We start from the raw sequence: 15,620 nt of genomic DNA on the forward strand, positions 1-15,620 counted from the left end.
GGCAACTCGCAGTCTCAAAAGCGGTCATCTGTTCATGCCGATGATGCCAAACCCGGCGATGACATGATGCAAAAATCGAAAGTTTTGCATCACGAATGAGGTGGGATCAGCTCGCCTGCTAGCGCGTAGCAGCCGACACCCGCCCGCCGGCTCCTCGCTGTTACATCCAGTAGTGAGCTACAACCATACCGACGCCAATAGCTCCAATCACTATTCCGAGATGGGAACGTCGTGCCTTATAAGAGAGGGATTGTTCGGTATTTAGTAAATCGGCTAAGTCCGGTACCTTGCCCGCTGTAAGCCACGGATGACGGCCTGCTAATGACTTTGCCAGATCGCGCGTGAACTCTGGACCATCGCTCCAGGTTTTGTGCCGATCTAATAGCTTTTCGGCTTCTAGTATTACGTTCGCCTTCCAAGTCGACGGATCGGATAAATATCTTTTAATAGATGATAGATTTTTAGCAGCCTCAAATACAACGTCGCCAGGACTGGTCCGGATTCCGGTAGCAGCGAGAACCTCAATTAAACCCGGGCGGCAATTTAGTTCGCCACTCAAAACTGGATGGACGGCGCGACTAAGCCTAACGCCATAATCCTGCTCCCCCCTGCTGTTGACATAACTGATTACGACACCGTCTTTTTCGATAAATGCCTGCGTATTATAACCAAGAATGCCGTCGGATTGGATAAGCGACCAGCCCTGGCCTGACACCAGCACAGCCATGGGAGGACAGACATCACTCAGCGGAAGCACTTTGGATTTAACCATCGCGCCTTTTTGACAGGCACCAATTGCGAAAACCTAAATGTCAGCTAGCCGGTTGCGATGCAAAACTCACAAGTTTTGCATCGACCAAAGGGCGGCGGAAAACCGAGCGTTCCGCCGATGCAAAAGATTGATGCATGTGGGATGCTTGGCTCAGTGGCCGGTTTCCTGGGGCGCTGCCCGCGAAGCGGAAGGTCCGCTTTCCTTCCCGAGCCAGACCTTGCCGCGGCGGAGACACCCTCCCCCGCAGCTTCTTATAGCCTCACTAAGTCAGCATATTGCGGACGCGCCTAGGCGCGCTGCACCCCCCGCGGTACCCCACTTGATCCTCGACCCGAGGGTCTAGTCCAGTGAAAACATCGGCAACCTTCGGGCGCCCCGCGGCGTAATCACGAGGTGGACCGGCCACGAGACGTCATCAAAAACGGACATCCCATTTTTGGACAAAGCGGAACGTTTGGAGAACAGTTGTCAACGCTAGCGCAGCGTATTATGTAGCGGTAGGCCTGCGACCAGCGAGGATAAATGAGCTATTTAGATGCCACTCCGTCGGGCTTGAGCAAGGCTCAGGTCTACGAAGTTGCGGAGTCCTTTGCGGAACAGTTCGGTTACAAGCCGGGCGAAGATCTGCCGGCGTTCGTGCGCAAGTTAGGCGGAAACGTACAAATTGAAGATACGCTTCTTTCTGATCCAGAGAGATCGGGAAGCCTATACGTAGAGGCACCGGATGAATTCAAAATAATCCTTCCAGCGCACACAGGTCGCGCCCGGGATAGGTTCACTATCGCACATGAGCTGGGACATTACGTCCTGCACTACCTATGGGATCCTACCCGGGTGGGCGGCCGGATGATGGCGCTGAGAAGGGGATCTGATCGCTTAGAGTGGGAAGCAAACTGGTTCGCTGCCGCTTTCCTTATGCCCGCGGCAACCTTCGCAGATGCTTGGAAGAGCGGTTTAGACACAGGATCTATCGCCCAGCAATTTGGCGTATCAGCCCAAGCAGCCGAGCTCAGAGCTAAAACCTTGGGCCTGTCCTAAGTGATAGAGCTGGACCAATGCCCCGAATTCTTGAAACCTCGCCTGCGAATTTTCCTCAGCGCGGATATCATTGGCTCGACGGCACAAAAGCAGTCTAAACTTGGCGCACTCGAACCGAATGGCCAGGCAAACGACCCGTCCTGGTTTACAACCATACAAGGGTTCTATTTCGAAGCGCAACAGTCCGTAGAGCAGTCGTGGGAGCGTCTGCAAAAGGCATTAGGTGTCGGTAGCTACCTGGGCGCCGCGCCAACCCTTTGGAAAACTGTCGGCGACGAAGTCTTATTTACAAAAGTGATCTCCGATCATCGGCAAGTTTTAGCCATCGTACGATGTTGGATTGATGCCCTGCAAGCTATGCGCGAGTTCCTCGCAAGAGAAGGCAAGGGGCGCCTTGGCGTCAAGAGTACGATTTGGCTAGCCGAGTTTCCTATTCGTAATAAGGAGGTGGTGCTCAGCGGTGACACCTTCTCGCAACGCGGACCTATCGAAGATTACTTCGCTGAGAACGGTAGAATCCTAAACACGTACTATCTCAACGGTCGAAAAGACATCAACATCGACTATGTTGGTCCATCAATTGATACCGGATTTCGCCTTACGACGCAGGCCTCAGCTCGCAAACTCATCATCAGCGTGGAGGTAGCTTACATTCTGGCAATGGCCCCGCGTCTTGCGAACCAGGTTATCGTACCTGTAGATCTGCGCTACGATGGGGATGTGCATCTGAAAGGGGTCATGGGCGGTTCGGGTTATCCCCTTTTCTGGATCGATCTTAGCACTGATGACTCGGCTGCGGTGTTGTCAGACCGCCTCTTGGGGCAGGATAAACGTGACAGAGATCTTGTTTCGGACTTTTGCCGAGCCTTCTTCAACGAGAATGAAGATTTCATCTCGCCTCCCTTTATCGTCTCTGCCGAAGAAACAGTACTGACACACTATCCAGATTGGTATGGTGAGCGTCTCGATAACTTGGTAAAGTGGTTTGATTCGCCGTCAGACGGGATTGCATCCATTGAGCAGGCGGAAGCCGCGGCTGATACATCGGCAGGTTTGGGAGACCCGAATTTTCCAGAAAACTGGAAAGCCTTTTCAGAGCGGCTAAGTCGGTTATCGGCGGCCCTCGATAAGAATAACGACGCTACAAAAAGCTAAGTGCGGCGGAGATCCCCCCCGCCGCAGACTAGCGCGGGCGTGCCTTCGCCAGATCTGCCTTGAGACCGGCAATTGCTCGGTTGCACTGCGCTAGATTAAACTTCATTTCGGTATCATCTAAACCGATATCGAACGACTTCAGATAGTATCTGCGAGCGCGGGTATCCTCCGACTTGCCGTATTCGAGAACCAGCGCGTCGGACCGAACTTTGCCAATGACCGACCGACACGTACCGGCCATCATCATTATCCCACCCCGTGCCTGGATAGCGGGCGTCTGCCAACTAGCGAGCCCGCCGTCTTCGAGCATGCTGTCCGTAAATATGGTCGCAGCAGCGTCGGCGCTGAAACCTGCCGGTTTCGTTACGACCTTCGAGAAGACTGGATCCTCGGTCGCCTCAACGCACGTACGGGCGTAGCTCAGCAGAACCGACCTGAGATTGCGCAGCTGCGCTTCGCTTTTGGCGTTGTCAGCTTCGGCCCCTAAATCTCGAAGGAACAGCTTGGTCTGCCGGTCGGACGATTCCGCTGCGAGTTGGTCGAGCCGGTGCTGATCCATGCCCCACCCTGACGCCTCCTCTTTAAAAGCGGCTGCTACTTTTGCCGGAAGGTCAGGATCGATCGTCATGCCAAGACGGCCGCATAACGGAGCAGTGACGACCAGGCGGGAAACTCGATCGATCCGATCTTGTTGCTGCTGAGTTTGCGCGCGCGCTGGCTGAACCGACAATGCGATCGCGCTCGCGATCGCGAGCGCGGCGGAGCCGAGCCAAGTTACCGAAGCGTGCATTACTCCCCTTTTCGGTGCGGCTGCGGCGGAGGATCCCTCCGCCGCGGCCTATTGAGGCCCGCGGAAATGCGCGAGTTTTGATACCAGTCCGCAACGATGTACCCCGGCGATACCCCCATGGACTGCGCCCTCTCGACTAAACGGTCGGACTCTGATTTATAGAACATAAACGGAACAGATTGCCGGGAGGACGGGTGGCTAAGCCTACGCTGCGAATGACGCCAGGTTGCTCTCATGCATGCATCAGATGCGATGTCATCTGCGCTGAGCTTGCGGGATTGCGGGACGATCTGTGGGGAGAGGTCCAGCGCCTTCGACTGCGGCTTTCGACTCATCAAGATCCTGATACAGCTCGGTCGATTGAAGCCGTGCAAGAGCTTTGGGCAGCCGCTTGGCGAGAGCACGAGCTAGCTCGGCGCCAGTCAGTTTACCAAACACCCGAAGCTGAGCCTCGAACATATCCGCCAACGCATCTTCGTTTGGCATGGCAACAGCCAGCAGCAGATGTTGCACGCGTGGCTCACAGCGTGGGAGAGGCGTACCCAATTCGGGATCGTCAGTCTCGCCGATGAGGTATTCGGTCGATGTGTCTAACGCTCGGGACACCTTATGCAGGTGGGCCGAACTGTACGCTAACCCACTAACAATTTTGTGGATTGCCGACTGAGACACACCGACGCGACGAGCTAGCTCAGACTGGCTAAGCCCTTTGGCCTTCATAAGGTCGCGTATGCGTTCGGCTTTGATCACATTCACAATCTATAACAGCGGTAATAAAGCGCACGTCCACCTTGGTGCTTGACCATCTACAACCAGGGTAATAGATGGGCATGATGATTTGCCGGACCCCCCTCGAATCAATCCAGCGTGCGGTCGCGATCTACGGATCGCAGTCTGCAACAGCCCGTGCGCGCGGCGTAAGCCAGGCGGCTGTCTGGAAATGGGTTCACGGAAAGGCGTAGCTTCCCGCAGAACAGGTGCTGGCGATCGAACTTGATACCGGGGTTTCGAAGCATGACCTTCGTCCCGATTTGTATCCGCATGACCTGAAGTCCCACGACGGTCCCGAAAGCATCGAGACATCACGATGAGCGGCCGTGAAGGCCGCCGCCCAGTTTCTCTCTGCCGCCATCCTGGCGGCGAGCGTCGACGGCATTCCTCCCCCCGGTTGCCGTCGACGTACATCTCATTGCGGCATATTTGCCCGCCCCAGGCGCCGCGCGCATCGGGAATCGAAACCGGCGTTTCCCGTCATGGGTGACGTGCAGCTGCCAGTCGCAGAGCGTCGGCTCGCCGAGGCAACCAAGCGGGCCGTGCAGGCCGCAGGCGGTGGGAAGGTGTGCGAGGACGAGACCGGTCTCTCGGACACGCGAATCTCGTGCTTCTGTTCGAAGAACGATCGCGCCAGCATTTCAATCCGCAACGCCGTTCGGATCGACGGCATCGGCGCTCGCGAAGATGGGCATCCTCACATCCTGAACGCAATGGCGAGCCTGCTGGGCGCGGTCGTGATCATGCTACCGGAGCGCGATGGGGCAGAGCCCTGCCTGCGTACTGGCGTAATGGCGCTCAGCATCGAAGTGGGCGACGTCTCCCGCGCCGTGTCAGACGCGCTTGCCGGCACCGGCGAGGACGGTGCGAAGGTGACGCCTCGCGAGGCCCAGGCAGCGCTCGATCACATCGCTGATCTCGAACGCGCCACCGCCAAGCTGCGCTACCAGCTCGAGCACATCGGCTCCCCGCCGGAAGCGCCGCCCTAAGCCCGATCTACTGCTCACCTGACACCGCCGCCCCCCGACCCGCCCGCGATCATCACGATTTGCGGGGCGGGAAACTGCTGCCTGGACTCTCCTGATGCTCAACCGACGCGAAGCCCTCACGAACATATCGAAGGCCCTACGGGAGCAGGCTTGCGCCCTGCAGGCGCTGAACCTGCCGAGTGATCATGACATTCCGCAAGGCATGCGTTTGCTGCTCGACGCGATCGATTATGTCGACGTCGCAGCCGGCGGGAACCTTGACCAGCAGGTCGCGGCATGACGCTGACCCCGGGCCAATACCTGCGAACACGTCGCGAGGCGGCAGGGCTATCGATCGCCGATGTCGCCGAGCGGATCGCGACTGTGCCGCGCTGGGCGCAACATCTCCGCCGCGGCTGGCTTGCGCAGATTGAGAGCGACCAGATGCCTGCGTCGTTCAACACGATCGTCGTGCTTCACCAGGTGGTGCAATTCGACCTTGGCGTGCTGGTCGCTCTGTCAGCAGAGGGTATCGAAGCTCCCCGCTTGTGCGTCGTATGCGCCTGCAGCGAAGCAGACCCCTGCGTCGGCCATGCCGGACCGTGCTCGTGGATCTCAGACGATCGCTGCAGCGCATGCCCTGGCAGCGCCCCTAGAAGCAACGCTGATGCTGCGTAGGCACGTTGCCGTCGTGACGGCCGCAATCTCCCATGTTGACGAGATGAAATATTGCGCGGGGGACCGTATGACGGTCGCCTCCCCCGAACGGGTCGGCATTGCCGGTGCCGTATTGATCACCGGCCTGTCCCGCCGCACCCTGCAGGACCTCGCGCCATCGATTCCCGGCGCGAGCAAGCCGGCGGGACGCTGGCTCTTTGCCGTCGCCGAACTCCGCGCTTGGGTCACACGTACAACGAAGAGGCCTTCATGCCGAAAAATCTATACGTCCGCGCGGGCATCTACTGGGCGCGCTTCAAGGTCCGCGGTGTCGAATACCGAGAAAGCCTACGAACGCGTTCTGAGCGGGTCGCGGTGAAGAGACTGGCGCTTTTACGCGAGCAAATCGAGGACGAGTCGGTCTTTGGGGCTGCCGGTCCCGTGAGCTGGGCCGATGCCGTGGTGAGCTGGAGCCAGCGCATTTCCACGGCTGTCGGTAGTCAAACCTATACCCGCTACCTTTGCAGCTTGCGCCAGGTCCGGGGGCACTTCGACCCGTTGTCAGTGCAGCAGATCTCGGCCGACGTCCTAAAGGACCTCATAAAGGCCCGTCGACGTGCTGGAGTGAAGAACGCAACTATACGCCGTGATCTCACTGCGATTTCGAGCGTGCTCGATAACGCGGCCGACGAAGGCTGGATTTCCGATAATCCGGCGGTCGGATTGAACCGGCGTCGAATCGTGCCGGAGCGCATCGAGCGAATCGTTCTGCCTCAGGAAGCGTCGATCGCGATGGTCTTCCCGCGCCTCGTTCCACGTGTGCGTGACCTATGCGAATTTACGCGCGAAACCGGTCTGCGCCTCGACGAGGTCACCGGTCTGCGCCACGCGTCGATCGATCGCAATGAGCGGACGATCACAGTCGAGAAGGGCAAGGGCGATAAGCTGCGCGTCGTACCGCTGACGAAAATTGCGGAGGCAATCATCGATCGGCAGCCGCGCTACATCGGTAAGCCGTGGGTGTTCTGGAAGGACAAGGGACAGCGCCTGACGGAGGTATCGTCGCGCCTCGGCGATCTGACACGGCGGGTGGCACAGAAAGCGGCACGCGAAGAGGTGGAGTTCCACCGCTTCAGTCACCATGACTTTCGTCACCTGTTCGCCGTTGAGTACCTCCGGTCGGGACGCGGCTCGATCTACGATCTACAGGGCGAGTTAGGCCACAGCACGATCACCGTGACCGAGCGCTATCTCGCGTTTCTTACACCTGACCAGGCGAAGAGCGCCAAGTCGGTGATGGCACAGCGCGGGGCACACTCCCCACGGTTCGAGGCCGCGAACGCTTGATGAAACCGCGCGTTTCTGCCCTTTTTGCGCCATTCCCGGGGGTGGCACGCTACGTCTTCCTAAACCGTAGGCCGCGTGTTCAAATCTCGCCGGGGGCACCAGCTTTTCCGCCTGACCATGACGACGTGATGCGCCCTTCAGTTTAGCGTTTTAGGCGCGGCGGTCGGCAGCAGCGGGGCGATGGGAATACCCTCGTCGACCAGCGCCTTGGCGTCGGCGACGCTCGCCTGCCCGTGGATCGTGGCCTGTTTTTCCTCGCCCAGATGCATTGCACGGGCGCGTTCGGCGAATGCCGTGCCGACCCATTCGGACGTTTTGAGCGCCTCGGCCTGCTGGCTCGCGAGGCGCTGCATCACCGCCTTGATCGCACCCGGCGTCGGCGCATCGGACTTGCTGTTGCCCTTTGAGGCGATTGCGGGCGCCATCAGCGCCTTGGTGACGTCGCCGCTGTCGCACAGCGGGCACCGGACCTGTCCGGCGGCGCGCTGCTCTTCATACGCCGGGGTCGAACCGAACCAAGCCTCGAAGACATGGCCGCCGCCGCATTTCAGGTCGAAGACGATCATCGAACGACCGTCACCGGAGGTATCGACCGCCGGTGTTGCAGCACCGGGATCCTCGACCGGACCGCATCGACGCTGGCGGGATCGAGATCGACGAAGGCGAGGCCCGCCTCCTCCCCCATGTCGAGGATCACCTCGCCCCAGGGATCGACCACGAGCGAATGCCCATAGGTCGCGCGACCATCGGCGTGGATGCCGGTCTGCGCGGCGGCGACAACGTAAGCACCCGCCTCGATCGCCCGCGCACGCAGCAGGATCTGCCAGTGTGCGGCGCCGGTCGGCCGGGTGAAGGCGGCGGGCACGGACAGTAACGTCGCACCCGCATCGCTGAGCGCGCGGTAGAGTGCGGCGAACCGCAGGTCGTAACAGATCGACGCACCGACCATCCCCGCGGGCGTATCGACCACGATCGCGGTCTCGCCGCCGACATAGGCGGCGGACTCGCGCCAGCTTTCGCCCGACGGAAGATCGACGTCGAACAGATGCAGCTTGTCATAGCGCGCCCGGATCGTCCCCGAAGAGTCGATCAGAAAGCCCCGATTGGCGAACTTGCCATCGTCACGGCGGATCGCGAGCGACCCGAGATGCACCCAGATCCCCGCGGCCGCGGCAGCATCGCGGACACTGGCGAGGACCATATCCTGGTCCTCGCGGACGATCGCCTCTCCGGCACGACGCCGGTCACGATCGATCAGCCCGGACATTTCGGGCGTGAACAGCATCCCGGCACCGGCTTTCCCAGCGGCACCGATCGCATCGGTCAGCGTCGCTGCATTGACCGCGGGATCGATCCCGCTGGTCATCTGAAGGACGCCGATCCGTGGCATCAGGCGAGCAGGGGGTCGAGACCACCCTTTGCATCGAGCGCGGCGAGATCGTCCGAGCCACCGATATGCTTACCGTCGATAAAGACCTGCGGCATGGTCATGCGGCCACCCGACCGTTCGACCATCTCCGCCTTTTTCGGGCCGCCCATCGTGACGTCGAACGTCTCGGGCTCGACGCCCTTCGATGCGAGAAGCTTCAGCGCCCGCGAGCAATAGGGGCAGAACTGCTTGATGTAGATTTCAACTTTAGCCATCGGACCGAAATGTGGTTGCGGGTCGCCATTGTCAATCGTCGCGCTCCGCGGGCAGCACGCGCGCCCAGCATAAAATCGTGACGGAGCGGGCACCTGCGCGCAACAGCACGCGCGTACAAGCCTCCGCGGTCGCGCCGCTGGTATAGACGTCGTCGACCAGCACGACGGCCTTGCCGCGAACCCGCCCCGGTGCCGCAACCGCGAAGGCGCCCGCCACCACCGCCGCGCGCTGTCGCCGTCCCAGCCCGCGCAGCGCGACGGTGCGACGCGGCCGGACGAGCACGTCGCGGTCGTGCGGGACGTGCGCCGCCTTGGCGAGCGCGTCGGCGATCAACGCGGCCTGGTTGAACCCGCGCGACCAGATACGTCGGCGATGCAGCGGCACCGCAACGAGCAACTCGGCATCGGTGGGGAGCAGCCACCGCATCCGCAACGCCATCGTCTCGGCAAACGCGGTCCGCCCGCCATATTTCAGCCGAAGCGCCAGGCTCCGCGCGACCGGGCCATAGGCGACCGCCGCGCGGACACCGGCATGGCGCGGCGGATCGCGCAGGCAGTCGCCGCACCGCGCATCGTCGCCGCGATCGAACGCGAACGGCAGGTTGCATCCGGCGCACCAGGGCGGCGCGATGAACCGCAGGCTGCTCCAGCAGGCGGCGCAAAACCGATGATCCTGCGCGACCGGGATGCCGCACCCCGCGCAACGCGGCGGCAACGCGGCGTCGACGACATGGCGTAGCACGGCCGGCAGTTTCAACACCGACCCCTTTTCCTACACCCCGCGCCGCGTAGCCGCCGTGCGCGGTGCGACTGTTTGCGCCCTACCCCTTGTCGGCGATGCCGGTGCGCGGCACAAGCGCCCCCGTGTCCGATCAAGCGCCCCAAATCTTCGACCGTGCCGCCCGCCGCCGGCGCCGCGATCGCGCCGCGCCCGCCTATGCCGAGCACGACTTTCTCCGCGCGACGATGCTCGACGGCATCGACGAACGGCTCTCGGCGGTAACGCGGTCGTTCACCGACATCCTCGATCTCGGCTGTTTCGACGCAGCGCTGCCCGCCCCCGCCGGCGCGCGGATCGCACGGTGCGACCCCGGCCATGCCTTTGCCGCCGCCGCGCACGGCGTGCAGGCCGACGAGGACCGATTACCCTTCGCCGATGCGAGCTTCGATCTGGTGGTGAGCGCGGGCGTGCTCGACCAGATAGACGACCTGCCCGGCGCGCTGTCGCTGATCCGCCGCGTGTTGCGGCCGGACGGGTTGTTTCTCGGCGCGTTCGTCGGCGCGGGAAGCCTGCCCGCCCTGCGCGCCGCGCTGCGCATCGCCGAAGCGGACCGGCCCGCGGCGCGGCTGCATCCGCAGATCGACGTCCGCTCCGCGGGCGACCTGCTGATGCGCGCGGGTTTCGCGCTCCCCGTGGCGGACGTCGAGACGCTCGACGTCGGCTACCGCGATCTCGGTCGGCTGCTGGGCGATCTCCGTGGGATGGGGGCGAGCAACCTGCTCAACCAGCGCCAGCCGATGTCGCGCGACATACTGGGCCGGACGATCGCGGCGTTCGCCGCCGCGGCGGACGATCGCGGCCGCACGCACGAGACGTTCCAGATCGTGTTCCTGACCGGATGGTCCCCCGACCCGTCGCAGCCCAAGCCCGCGCGGCGGGGCAGCGCGACCGCCTCGATGACGGACGCGCTCAAGGCGAGAGACTAGCCGATCATCCCATCGCCCTCGGCATCGCGCGCGAGGATACGGCCCATAGCATCGAACAGCGAATCCATCGCCACCGGCTTGAAGATCACGTCGTCCGCGCCCGCGACGATGCAGCGCTCGCGCAGGTCGGGGGCGATATCCGCGGTGACGACGATGATCGGCACGCGTGCCTTGCGATCGTCGCGCGCGCGGATGTGCTGGATCGCGGTCACGCCGTCCATGCCGGGCATCCGCAGGTCGACCAGGATCATCGCGAAATCCTGTTCGTCGATGATTTCCAGCCCGCGTTCGGCGCTTTCGGCTTCGACCATCGTCACGCCGGCGACGTCGAGCATGTCTTTCACGACCCGCCGGTTCATCCGGTCGTCCTCGATAAAAAGAACGTTCACCAGCGTCTCGTCGACAGCGGGACATGCGAGGGAAATGCGGCCGACATAATCGTGCATCTACGCTTTATGCAGCGTCCGACACAAGGACGGGATGCACGCCCTTTTGCGGTGTCGATTCGCCATAGATCGCCTGCACCAGCGCAGCACCGCTGACCGGCCTCGCAATGACCCTGGTGATGCCTGTCGCCAGCAACTCATCCTGCTCCTGCCCGGCCGATACGGGCCACAACACGCTCGTCTGCGCCCGCGCCAGACCCGCCGCGTCCGCGATGCGGCGAAGGTCGGCGAGCGGATCTTCGCCCAGCCGCACGGTCGCATCGTCGATCAGCACGTGCGCGACGGCGCCCTCCCCCAGCCGCGTGACGGCCGCGTCGGCGGATCCGGCAAACGCGATCTCTCCGGCGTGCGGGGCAAGCAGCGTCTTGAACATGCTCCGGGTGATCGGATTGCGATCGACGACCAGCGTCACCGCGACGTCGTCGGCCGCTGGGGCCGCGACCGGCACGATGTCGACCGCGCGGACGAAGGGCAGCACCAGCGTGAACGTCGTCCCCTGCCCCTCGACGCTGGCGACCAGCACATCGCCGCCCATCGCGCGGGCGAGGTTGCGGCAGATCGCCAGCCCGAGCCCGGTCCCGCCGAACTGGCGGGTGGTGCCCGCATCGGCCTGTGCGAAGGACTCGAAGATCTGTTCGAACTTGTCGGCGGGGATGCCGATTCCGGAATCGGTCACCGCGATCCGCAACCGCCCGTCCGTGCCGACATCGACCGCGAGCATCACGCGGCCGCGCTTGGTGAATTTGAGCGCGTTGGACAGCAGGTTGAACACGATCTGACGGATCCGCGCGGCATCGCCCAGGATCATCGCGGGACAGCCCTTGAGGTCGATCTCGAACGACAGCCCCTTGCTGCGCGCCTGTTCCTGCCACATCCGCGTCGCGTCCATGACGGTTGCGCACAGGTCGAACGGCACCGCCTCGATCGTCAGGTTGCCCGCCTCCATCTTGGCGACGTCGAGGATATCGTCGACCAGCGCGCGCATCGTGATCCCCGCGCCGCGCACGACATCCAGCCGATCACGCAGCAGCGGCGACAATTTAGCGTCCGCCAGCATCACCTCGGTCATGCCGAGGATACCGTTGAGCGGCGTGCGGATCTCATGGCTCGTCGTCGCCAGGAATTCGGTCTTGGCGGCGAGCGCCTTGCCGAGCGCGCCGTTGGTGATCGCCAGGTCGGCGTTCACCGCGCGCACCATGTTGCGACTGCGCCGGATCGTGAACAGCCCGATCGCCAGCAACGCGATCACGATCGCAACCGCCGCCGCGATCCCGAAGAACACGTAACGCTGCGTCCGCACCCGCGCGCGCTCGAACACGATGCCGCGACGCAACTCGTCCGCGCGCAACTGGCTGATCTTCAATTCCTGGTTCGCAAAATCGAACCGCGCCGCCATCAGCGCCGACTTGGTACTGGTCGCGACCTTCGTCGCAGCGTCGTCGATCCGTTTCAGCGCCTGGAGATGGACCAGCGCCGACTTGGGATCATCGGCCGCAAGAAACACGTCATAGGCAGTCTGGTGGAGATCCTTGAGCGAAATGCTCGCACCCTGCGGCCCGGGATTCGCGAGCGCCTGCTTGATCAGCGCCACGGCACGCGGGACCTGCCCGCGCCGCAACGCCAGCTTTGCCGAGATCGCGACGATGCCGGGTCTCAGGACCGCGGTTTCGCGATCCGCGGTCAGCCGCATACCTTCGCGGATCGACTGCTCGGCGCCTCCCAGATTGCCCGACGACAGCTGAAGCAGCGCGAAGTTCGCATAGATCTGCGCCACGAGCGCCGGACTCTTCAGTTCCTTGGCGAGAGACAGCGCGATCTTGAACTCTGCGAACGCCTGCTTGTATTGCTTCAGTTCACCGAACGCCGTCGCGCGATTATTGTAGACCGATATCGACAGGCTCGGATCTGTTCGATAGACTTCGATCGCCTGATCATAATATTTGAGCGCGGTCGTCTGATCCATCGCCTCGGTGTACAGCCACGCGATGAAGACGAGCGCCATCGCCTGCCCGCGATTATCCCCCAGCTGCCTGTACCGCGCGAATGCCGTTTGATAATCCGTCAACGCCGCGCCGGCACGCCCCTGCCCACTTTCGGCGCCACCGCGCGACAGCAGGATATCGGCATACAGCTTGGACTTTGGTGCGATGCTGGCAGCCTTGGCCAACGCCGCGCTGATCAACAGCCGCGCCTTCTCGGGATCGCCCGTCCGTAGATATGATTCACCCTGTAGCCACTGCGCCGTGGCCGTCGAAATCCCGCGAACCGCCGGATCGTCGATCGATGCGGCGATCCGCTCCGCGGCGGCAGCCTTGGTCCGCGCGACGGCGGGATCGATCAGCATAGCCGCCTTCGCATCGGCGATCGTCTGATCGAACCGCCCCGCTGCCGGCAGCTCGGCCCCCTGTGCGCGGCCGGGCGAAATAAGTCCGCAGCCGATAACCAGGCCATACGTGGCCAGGCCCATCCAGCGTGCGGAGAGACGGCTCATCCGCGCTTCCACACGGTCGCAAGCCGGTTGAACGGCGCGCGCGCCTCCGCTGCGATCGCGAGATGCTTCTCTTCGGCGAGGAAGTGGATCAGCGCGTCGAGGTTGATCGGACGACTGATCAGGAACCCCTGGATCATGTCGCACCCCATCACCGACAACAACGCCATCGCCGCCTGAGTCTCGACGCCCTCGGCAACCACTTCCATCTCGAGCGCATGGGCAAGGTCGATCGTCGAGCGCACGATCAGCGGGTCGCGGTTCGAACTCGTGAGTTGCGTGACGAACAGCTTGTCGATCTTTAGCTCGCGCGCGGGCAACTGCTTAAGATAGGCGAGCGACGACAGCCCCGCGCCATAGTCGTCGATCGCGATGACGATGCCGATATCGGCGAAGATCTTGAGGTTCGCGATCGCGCTTTCGGGATCGCGGATGACCGAGGTCTCGGTGATCTCGAACCCGAGCCGCGCGCCGCTGGTCTCGACCAGCGCGCACACCGTCCGGACGAACCGGGCGTCGGCCAGGAGTACCCCTGCGATGTTGATGAAGATCCGCAGCTCATGGCCATGCGCAGCCAGCGTCCTCTGGTCGCGGATCGACCGGCGGATCGTCCACAGCGTGAGCGCGACGATATCGCGCGATTCCTCCGCGATCGGGATGAAGTCGCTCGGCAGCACCAGCCCCCGGGTCGCATGATTCCAGCGGACCAGCGCCTCGACGCTAGTGATCTCCTGCCGCCTGAGATGGACCTTGGGCTGATATTGCAGGAACAGCTCCTCGGCATCGATCGCGATCGTCAGGTCGCTCGCCAGTTGCGCCCGGTCGATTGATGCCGCGCCCGCGTTCACGTCGCGGGCGACCGCGACCCGCTCGCTACGCGCGTCCGCCAAGGCGCGCTCGGCCTCCTCGACCAGATGGACCTCGTCGTGATCGCCGATCGTGGCACCGGCGGCGGCACCGAACTGGACATGGACCTTGTGCTGTTCGCCATCGATGTCGAACGGCAGGTCGAGCGCGCCCTCGAGCGCGGTGATCGCCACGTCGAGCGCAAGCCGCGCCTCGCTCTCAAAGGCGATCTCGACCATGTCGCGGCCGGCGACGACGATTCGCGCGTCGGGCAGCACCGAACCGATCCGCGCCGCGACGTCGAGGATCAGCATATCGGCGCGCGGACGCCCCAGATGCCGGCGTAGGACGCCGAAATTCTCGATCTCGGCCAGGATCAGGAACTGCCAGGCGATGGCACGATGCGGACGCGCCGGAATTAGCGCCTGACTTACAGGGCCTAACGCGCCGACCGGGTCGTCGGCCTGGACGCTGCTGGCAACGCGTGACTGCGGAAACTCCCTCATGCCTCCGCGATATCGGACACGCCTAAACATACTCTTAAGCACAACACACACCGTTGGCCGCAAAACGTGGTTAACAAAATACAAATCTCATTGTTTAACGTTTTGTTATCCATTAAGCCGAAATCGCACCCGATTGGGTGTCAATAAGGGAGCATAAAACATGCTGAATCTCATCATCTCGCTGATCTACAGCGGCATTCGCCCCTGGTGAATGCCGACGTCGGCTCGATCAACGCTGTTCGCCCCTATATGGCGAACACGGTGATCGGGCCGACACTTTACCCATGATGACTAGCGTGAAGCGGCAGGAGGCACGTTGCTTGGTTAAGGCGTCACCGGGGCCGATCGGTCAGTAACACTGCTGTAACATGACACTATAAAGTCGCCGGTCGAGCGCCACCGAGGCCCCGCTCCCGACGCAAACTTACCCTCCCCGCAGCCCAGCCCCACTCCGCGGACGCGCACGATCATTGCGACGATACGGG

The 15,620-nt window shown here is 62.5% G+C and carries 18 protein-coding genes and 1 pseudogene; 8 read left to right on the forward strand and 11 right to left on the reverse strand.

The annotated features are described in order from the left end of the window. Nucleotides 1-160: 160 nt before the first annotated feature. Complete coding sequence (locus tag ASE79_RS20690) at nucleotides 161-772, reverse strand: hypothetical protein (protein ID WP_162236986.1); 612 nt, start codon at nucleotides 770-772, stop codon at nucleotides 161-163. Nucleotides 773-1,294: 522 nt separating this feature from the next. Here ASE79_RS20690 and ASE79_RS02385 point away from each other — a divergent pair. Together ASE79_RS02385 and ASE79_RS02390 are read left to right on the forward strand one after the other, a co-directional pair. Next, nucleotides 1,295-1,810: an ImmA/IrrE family metallo-endopeptidase gene (locus tag ASE79_RS02385; protein ID WP_056411409.1), complete on the forward strand. Its 516-nt coding sequence runs from the start codon at nucleotides 1,295-1,297 to the stop codon at nucleotides 1,808-1,810. Further along, on the forward strand, nucleotides 1,811-2,965 hold the full coding sequence (locus tag ASE79_RS02390; protein ID WP_056411411.1) for a hypothetical protein: 1,155 nt from the start codon (nucleotides 1,811-1,813) through the stop codon (nucleotides 2,963-2,965). A 28-nt stretch (nucleotides 2,966-2,993) separates the two neighbouring features. Here the strand turns inward: ASE79_RS02390 and ASE79_RS02395 are convergent, their stop codons facing one another. From ASE79_RS02395 to ASE79_RS22005, 3 genes and pseudogenes are all read right to left on the reverse strand, one after another. After that, nucleotides 2,994-3,755, reverse strand: a complete 762-nt coding sequence (locus ASE79_RS02395; RefSeq protein WP_056411413.1) for a hypothetical protein — start codon at nucleotides 3,753-3,755, stop codon at nucleotides 2,994-2,996. 255 nt (nucleotides 3,756-4,010) lie between these two features. Next, nucleotides 4,011-4,268 (reverse strand): hypothetical protein, encoded by a 258-nt coding sequence (locus tag ASE79_RS21540; RefSeq protein WP_235516721.1) that lies wholly within the window; start codon nucleotides 4,266-4,268, stop codon nucleotides 4,011-4,013. A gap of 69 nt (nucleotides 4,269-4,337) precedes the next feature. After that, nucleotides 4,338-4,511: pseudogene (locus ASE79_RS22005) on the reverse strand (helix-turn-helix domain-containing protein); the annotation flags it as partial. 77 nt (nucleotides 4,512-4,588) lie between these two features. Between ASE79_RS22005 and ASE79_RS22010 the strand changes: the two are divergent. The 5 genes from ASE79_RS22010 to ASE79_RS20145 all read left to right on the forward strand — a co-directional run bounded on the left by ASE79_RS22010 (nucleotide 4,589) and on the right by ASE79_RS20145 (nucleotide 7,498). After that, nucleotides 4,589-4,717, forward strand: a complete 129-nt coding sequence (locus ASE79_RS22010; protein ID WP_416354501.1) for a YdaS family helix-turn-helix protein — start codon at nucleotides 4,589-4,591, stop codon at nucleotides 4,715-4,717. A 135-nt stretch (nucleotides 4,718-4,852) separates the two neighbouring features. Next, nucleotides 4,853-5,515, forward strand: a complete 663-nt coding sequence (locus tag ASE79_RS02400; protein WP_156359496.1) for a phage regulatory CII family protein — start codon at nucleotides 4,853-4,855, stop codon at nucleotides 5,513-5,515. Nucleotides 5,516-5,609: 94 nt separating this feature from the next. Beyond that, a complete protein-coding gene (locus ASE79_RS02405; RefSeq protein ID WP_056411416.1) occupies nucleotides 5,610-5,795 on the forward strand; it encodes a hypothetical protein in 186 nt (61 codons plus the stop codon). Then, nucleotides 5,792-6,172 (forward strand): helix-turn-helix domain-containing protein, encoded by a 381-nt coding sequence (locus ASE79_RS02410; protein WP_056411417.1) that lies wholly within the window; start codon nucleotides 5,792-5,794, stop codon nucleotides 6,170-6,172. The genes ASE79_RS02405 and ASE79_RS02410 overlap by 4 nt, the downstream gene beginning before the upstream one ends. Nucleotides 6,173-6,421: 249 nt before the next feature. After that, nucleotides 6,422-7,498 (forward strand): tyrosine-type recombinase/integrase, encoded by a 1,077-nt coding sequence (locus ASE79_RS20145; RefSeq protein WP_156359497.1) that lies wholly within the window; start codon nucleotides 6,422-6,424, stop codon nucleotides 7,496-7,498. A gap of 137 nt (nucleotides 7,499-7,635) precedes the next feature. On the opposite strand, the gene ASE79_RS02420 is transcribed toward ASE79_RS20145, so the two are convergent. From ASE79_RS02420 to ASE79_RS02435, 4 genes are read right to left on the reverse strand one after another with little or no spacing between them, the layout of a single operon-like run. Next, on the reverse strand, nucleotides 7,636-8,064 hold the full coding sequence (locus ASE79_RS02420) for a DUF1178 family protein (RefSeq protein ID WP_056411419.1): 429 nt from the start codon (nucleotides 8,062-8,064) through the stop codon (nucleotides 7,636-7,638). Continuing rightward, nucleotides 8,061-8,888: a carbon-nitrogen hydrolase family protein gene (locus ASE79_RS02425; protein ID WP_056411421.1), complete on the reverse strand. Its 828-nt coding sequence runs from the start codon at nucleotides 8,886-8,888 to the stop codon at nucleotides 8,061-8,063. Before ASE79_RS02425 ends, ASE79_RS02420 begins: the two co-directional genes overlap by 4 nt. Beyond that, complete coding sequence (gene grxC / locus ASE79_RS02430; protein ID WP_056411423.1) at nucleotides 8,888-9,142, reverse strand: glutaredoxin 3; 255 nt, start codon at nucleotides 9,140-9,142, stop codon at nucleotides 8,888-8,890. The genes ASE79_RS02425 and grxC overlap by 1 nt, the downstream gene beginning before the upstream one ends. Before the next feature lie 31 nt (nucleotides 9,143-9,173). Beyond that, entirely contained in the window at nucleotides 9,174-9,902 is a 729-nt protein-coding gene (locus ASE79_RS02435) for a ComF family protein (RefSeq protein WP_056411425.1), read from the reverse strand. 77 nt (nucleotides 9,903-9,979) lie between these two features. On the opposite strand from ASE79_RS02435, the gene ASE79_RS02440 reads away from it, so the two are divergent. Next, nucleotides 9,980-10,849, forward strand: coding sequence for a class I SAM-dependent methyltransferase (locus ASE79_RS02440; protein WP_056413225.1), 870 nt, complete (start codon nucleotides 9,980-9,982; stop codon nucleotides 10,847-10,849). Here ASE79_RS02440 and ASE79_RS02445 read toward each other — a convergent pair. The 3 genes from ASE79_RS02445 to ASE79_RS02455 form a co-directional block, all read right to left on the reverse strand. Further along, the gene (locus tag ASE79_RS02445) at nucleotides 10,846-11,238 is read right to left on the reverse strand and encodes a response regulator (RefSeq protein ID WP_056413229.1); all 393 of its coding nucleotides are present in this window, start codon (nucleotides 11,236-11,238) and stop codon (nucleotides 10,846-10,848) included. The genes ASE79_RS02440 and ASE79_RS02445 overlap by 4 nt on opposite strands. Before the next feature lie 64 nt (nucleotides 11,239-11,302). Beyond that, nucleotides 11,303-13,786, reverse strand: a complete 2,484-nt coding sequence (locus tag ASE79_RS02450) for an ATP-binding protein (RefSeq protein ID WP_156359498.1) — start codon at nucleotides 13,784-13,786, stop codon at nucleotides 11,303-11,305. Beyond that, nucleotides 13,783-15,135 carry a GGDEF domain-containing phosphodiesterase gene (locus ASE79_RS02455; RefSeq protein WP_082445014.1) on the reverse strand — a complete coding sequence of 451 codons (1,353 nt, stop codon included), beginning with the start codon at nucleotides 15,133-15,135 and terminating at the stop codon, nucleotides 13,783-13,785. Before ASE79_RS02455 ends, ASE79_RS02450 begins: the two co-directional genes overlap by 4 nt. Nucleotides 15,136-15,620 lie beyond the last annotated feature (485 nt).

It is taken from the genome of Sphingomonas sp. Leaf28, from assembly GCF_001421685.1.
Classification (GTDB): Bacteria; Pseudomonadota; Alphaproteobacteria; order Sphingomonadales; family Sphingomonadaceae; genus Sphingomonas; species Sphingomonas aurantiaca.

Coding starts and splice junctions, on each gene's coding strand:
- ASE79_RS02410 (WP_056411417.1), top strand. CDS start 5,792: ATGACGCTGACCCCGGGCCAATACCTGCGAACACGTCGCGAGGCGGCA.
- ASE79_RS22010 (WP_416354501.1), top strand. CDS start 4,589: ATGATTTGCCGGACCCCCCTCGAATCAATCCAGCGTGCGGTCGCGATC.
- ASE79_RS02440 (WP_056413225.1), top strand. CDS start 9,980: ATGCCGGTGCGCGGCACAAGCGCCCCCGTGTCCGATCAAGCGCCCCAA.
- ASE79_RS20690 (WP_162236986.1), bottom strand. CDS start 772: ATGGTTAAATCCAAAGTGCTTCCGCTGAGTGATGTCTGTCCTCCCATG.
- ASE79_RS02385 (WP_056411409.1), top strand. CDS start 1,295: ATGAGCTATTTAGATGCCACTCCGTCGGGCTTGAGCAAGGCTCAGGTC.
- ASE79_RS20145 (WP_156359497.1), top strand. CDS start 6,422: ATGCCGAAAAATCTATACGTCCGCGCGGGCATCTACTGGGCGCGCTTC.
- ASE79_RS02420 (WP_056411419.1), bottom strand. CDS start 8,064: ATGATCGTCTTCGACCTGAAATGCGGCGGCGGCCATGTCTTCGAGGCT.
- ASE79_RS02405 (WP_056411416.1), top strand. CDS start 5,610: ATGCTCAACCGACGCGAAGCCCTCACGAACATATCGAAGGCCCTACGG.
- ASE79_RS02455 (WP_082445014.1), bottom strand. CDS start 15,135: ATGAGGGAGTTTCCGCAGTCACGCGTTGCCAGCAGCGTCCAGGCCGAC.
- ASE79_RS02425 (WP_056411421.1), bottom strand. CDS start 8,888: ATGCCACGGATCGGCGTCCTTCAGATGACCAGCGGGATCGATCCCGCG.
- grxC (WP_056411423.1), bottom strand. CDS start 9,142: ATGGCTAAAGTTGAAATCTACATCAAGCAGTTCTGCCCCTATTGCTCG.
- ASE79_RS02395 (WP_056411413.1), bottom strand. CDS start 3,755: ATGCACGCTTCGGTAACTTGGCTCGGCTCCGCCGCGCTCGCGATCGCG.
- ASE79_RS02450 (WP_156359498.1), bottom strand. CDS start 13,786: ATGAGCCGTCTCTCCGCACGCTGGATGGGCCTGGCCACGTATGGCCTG.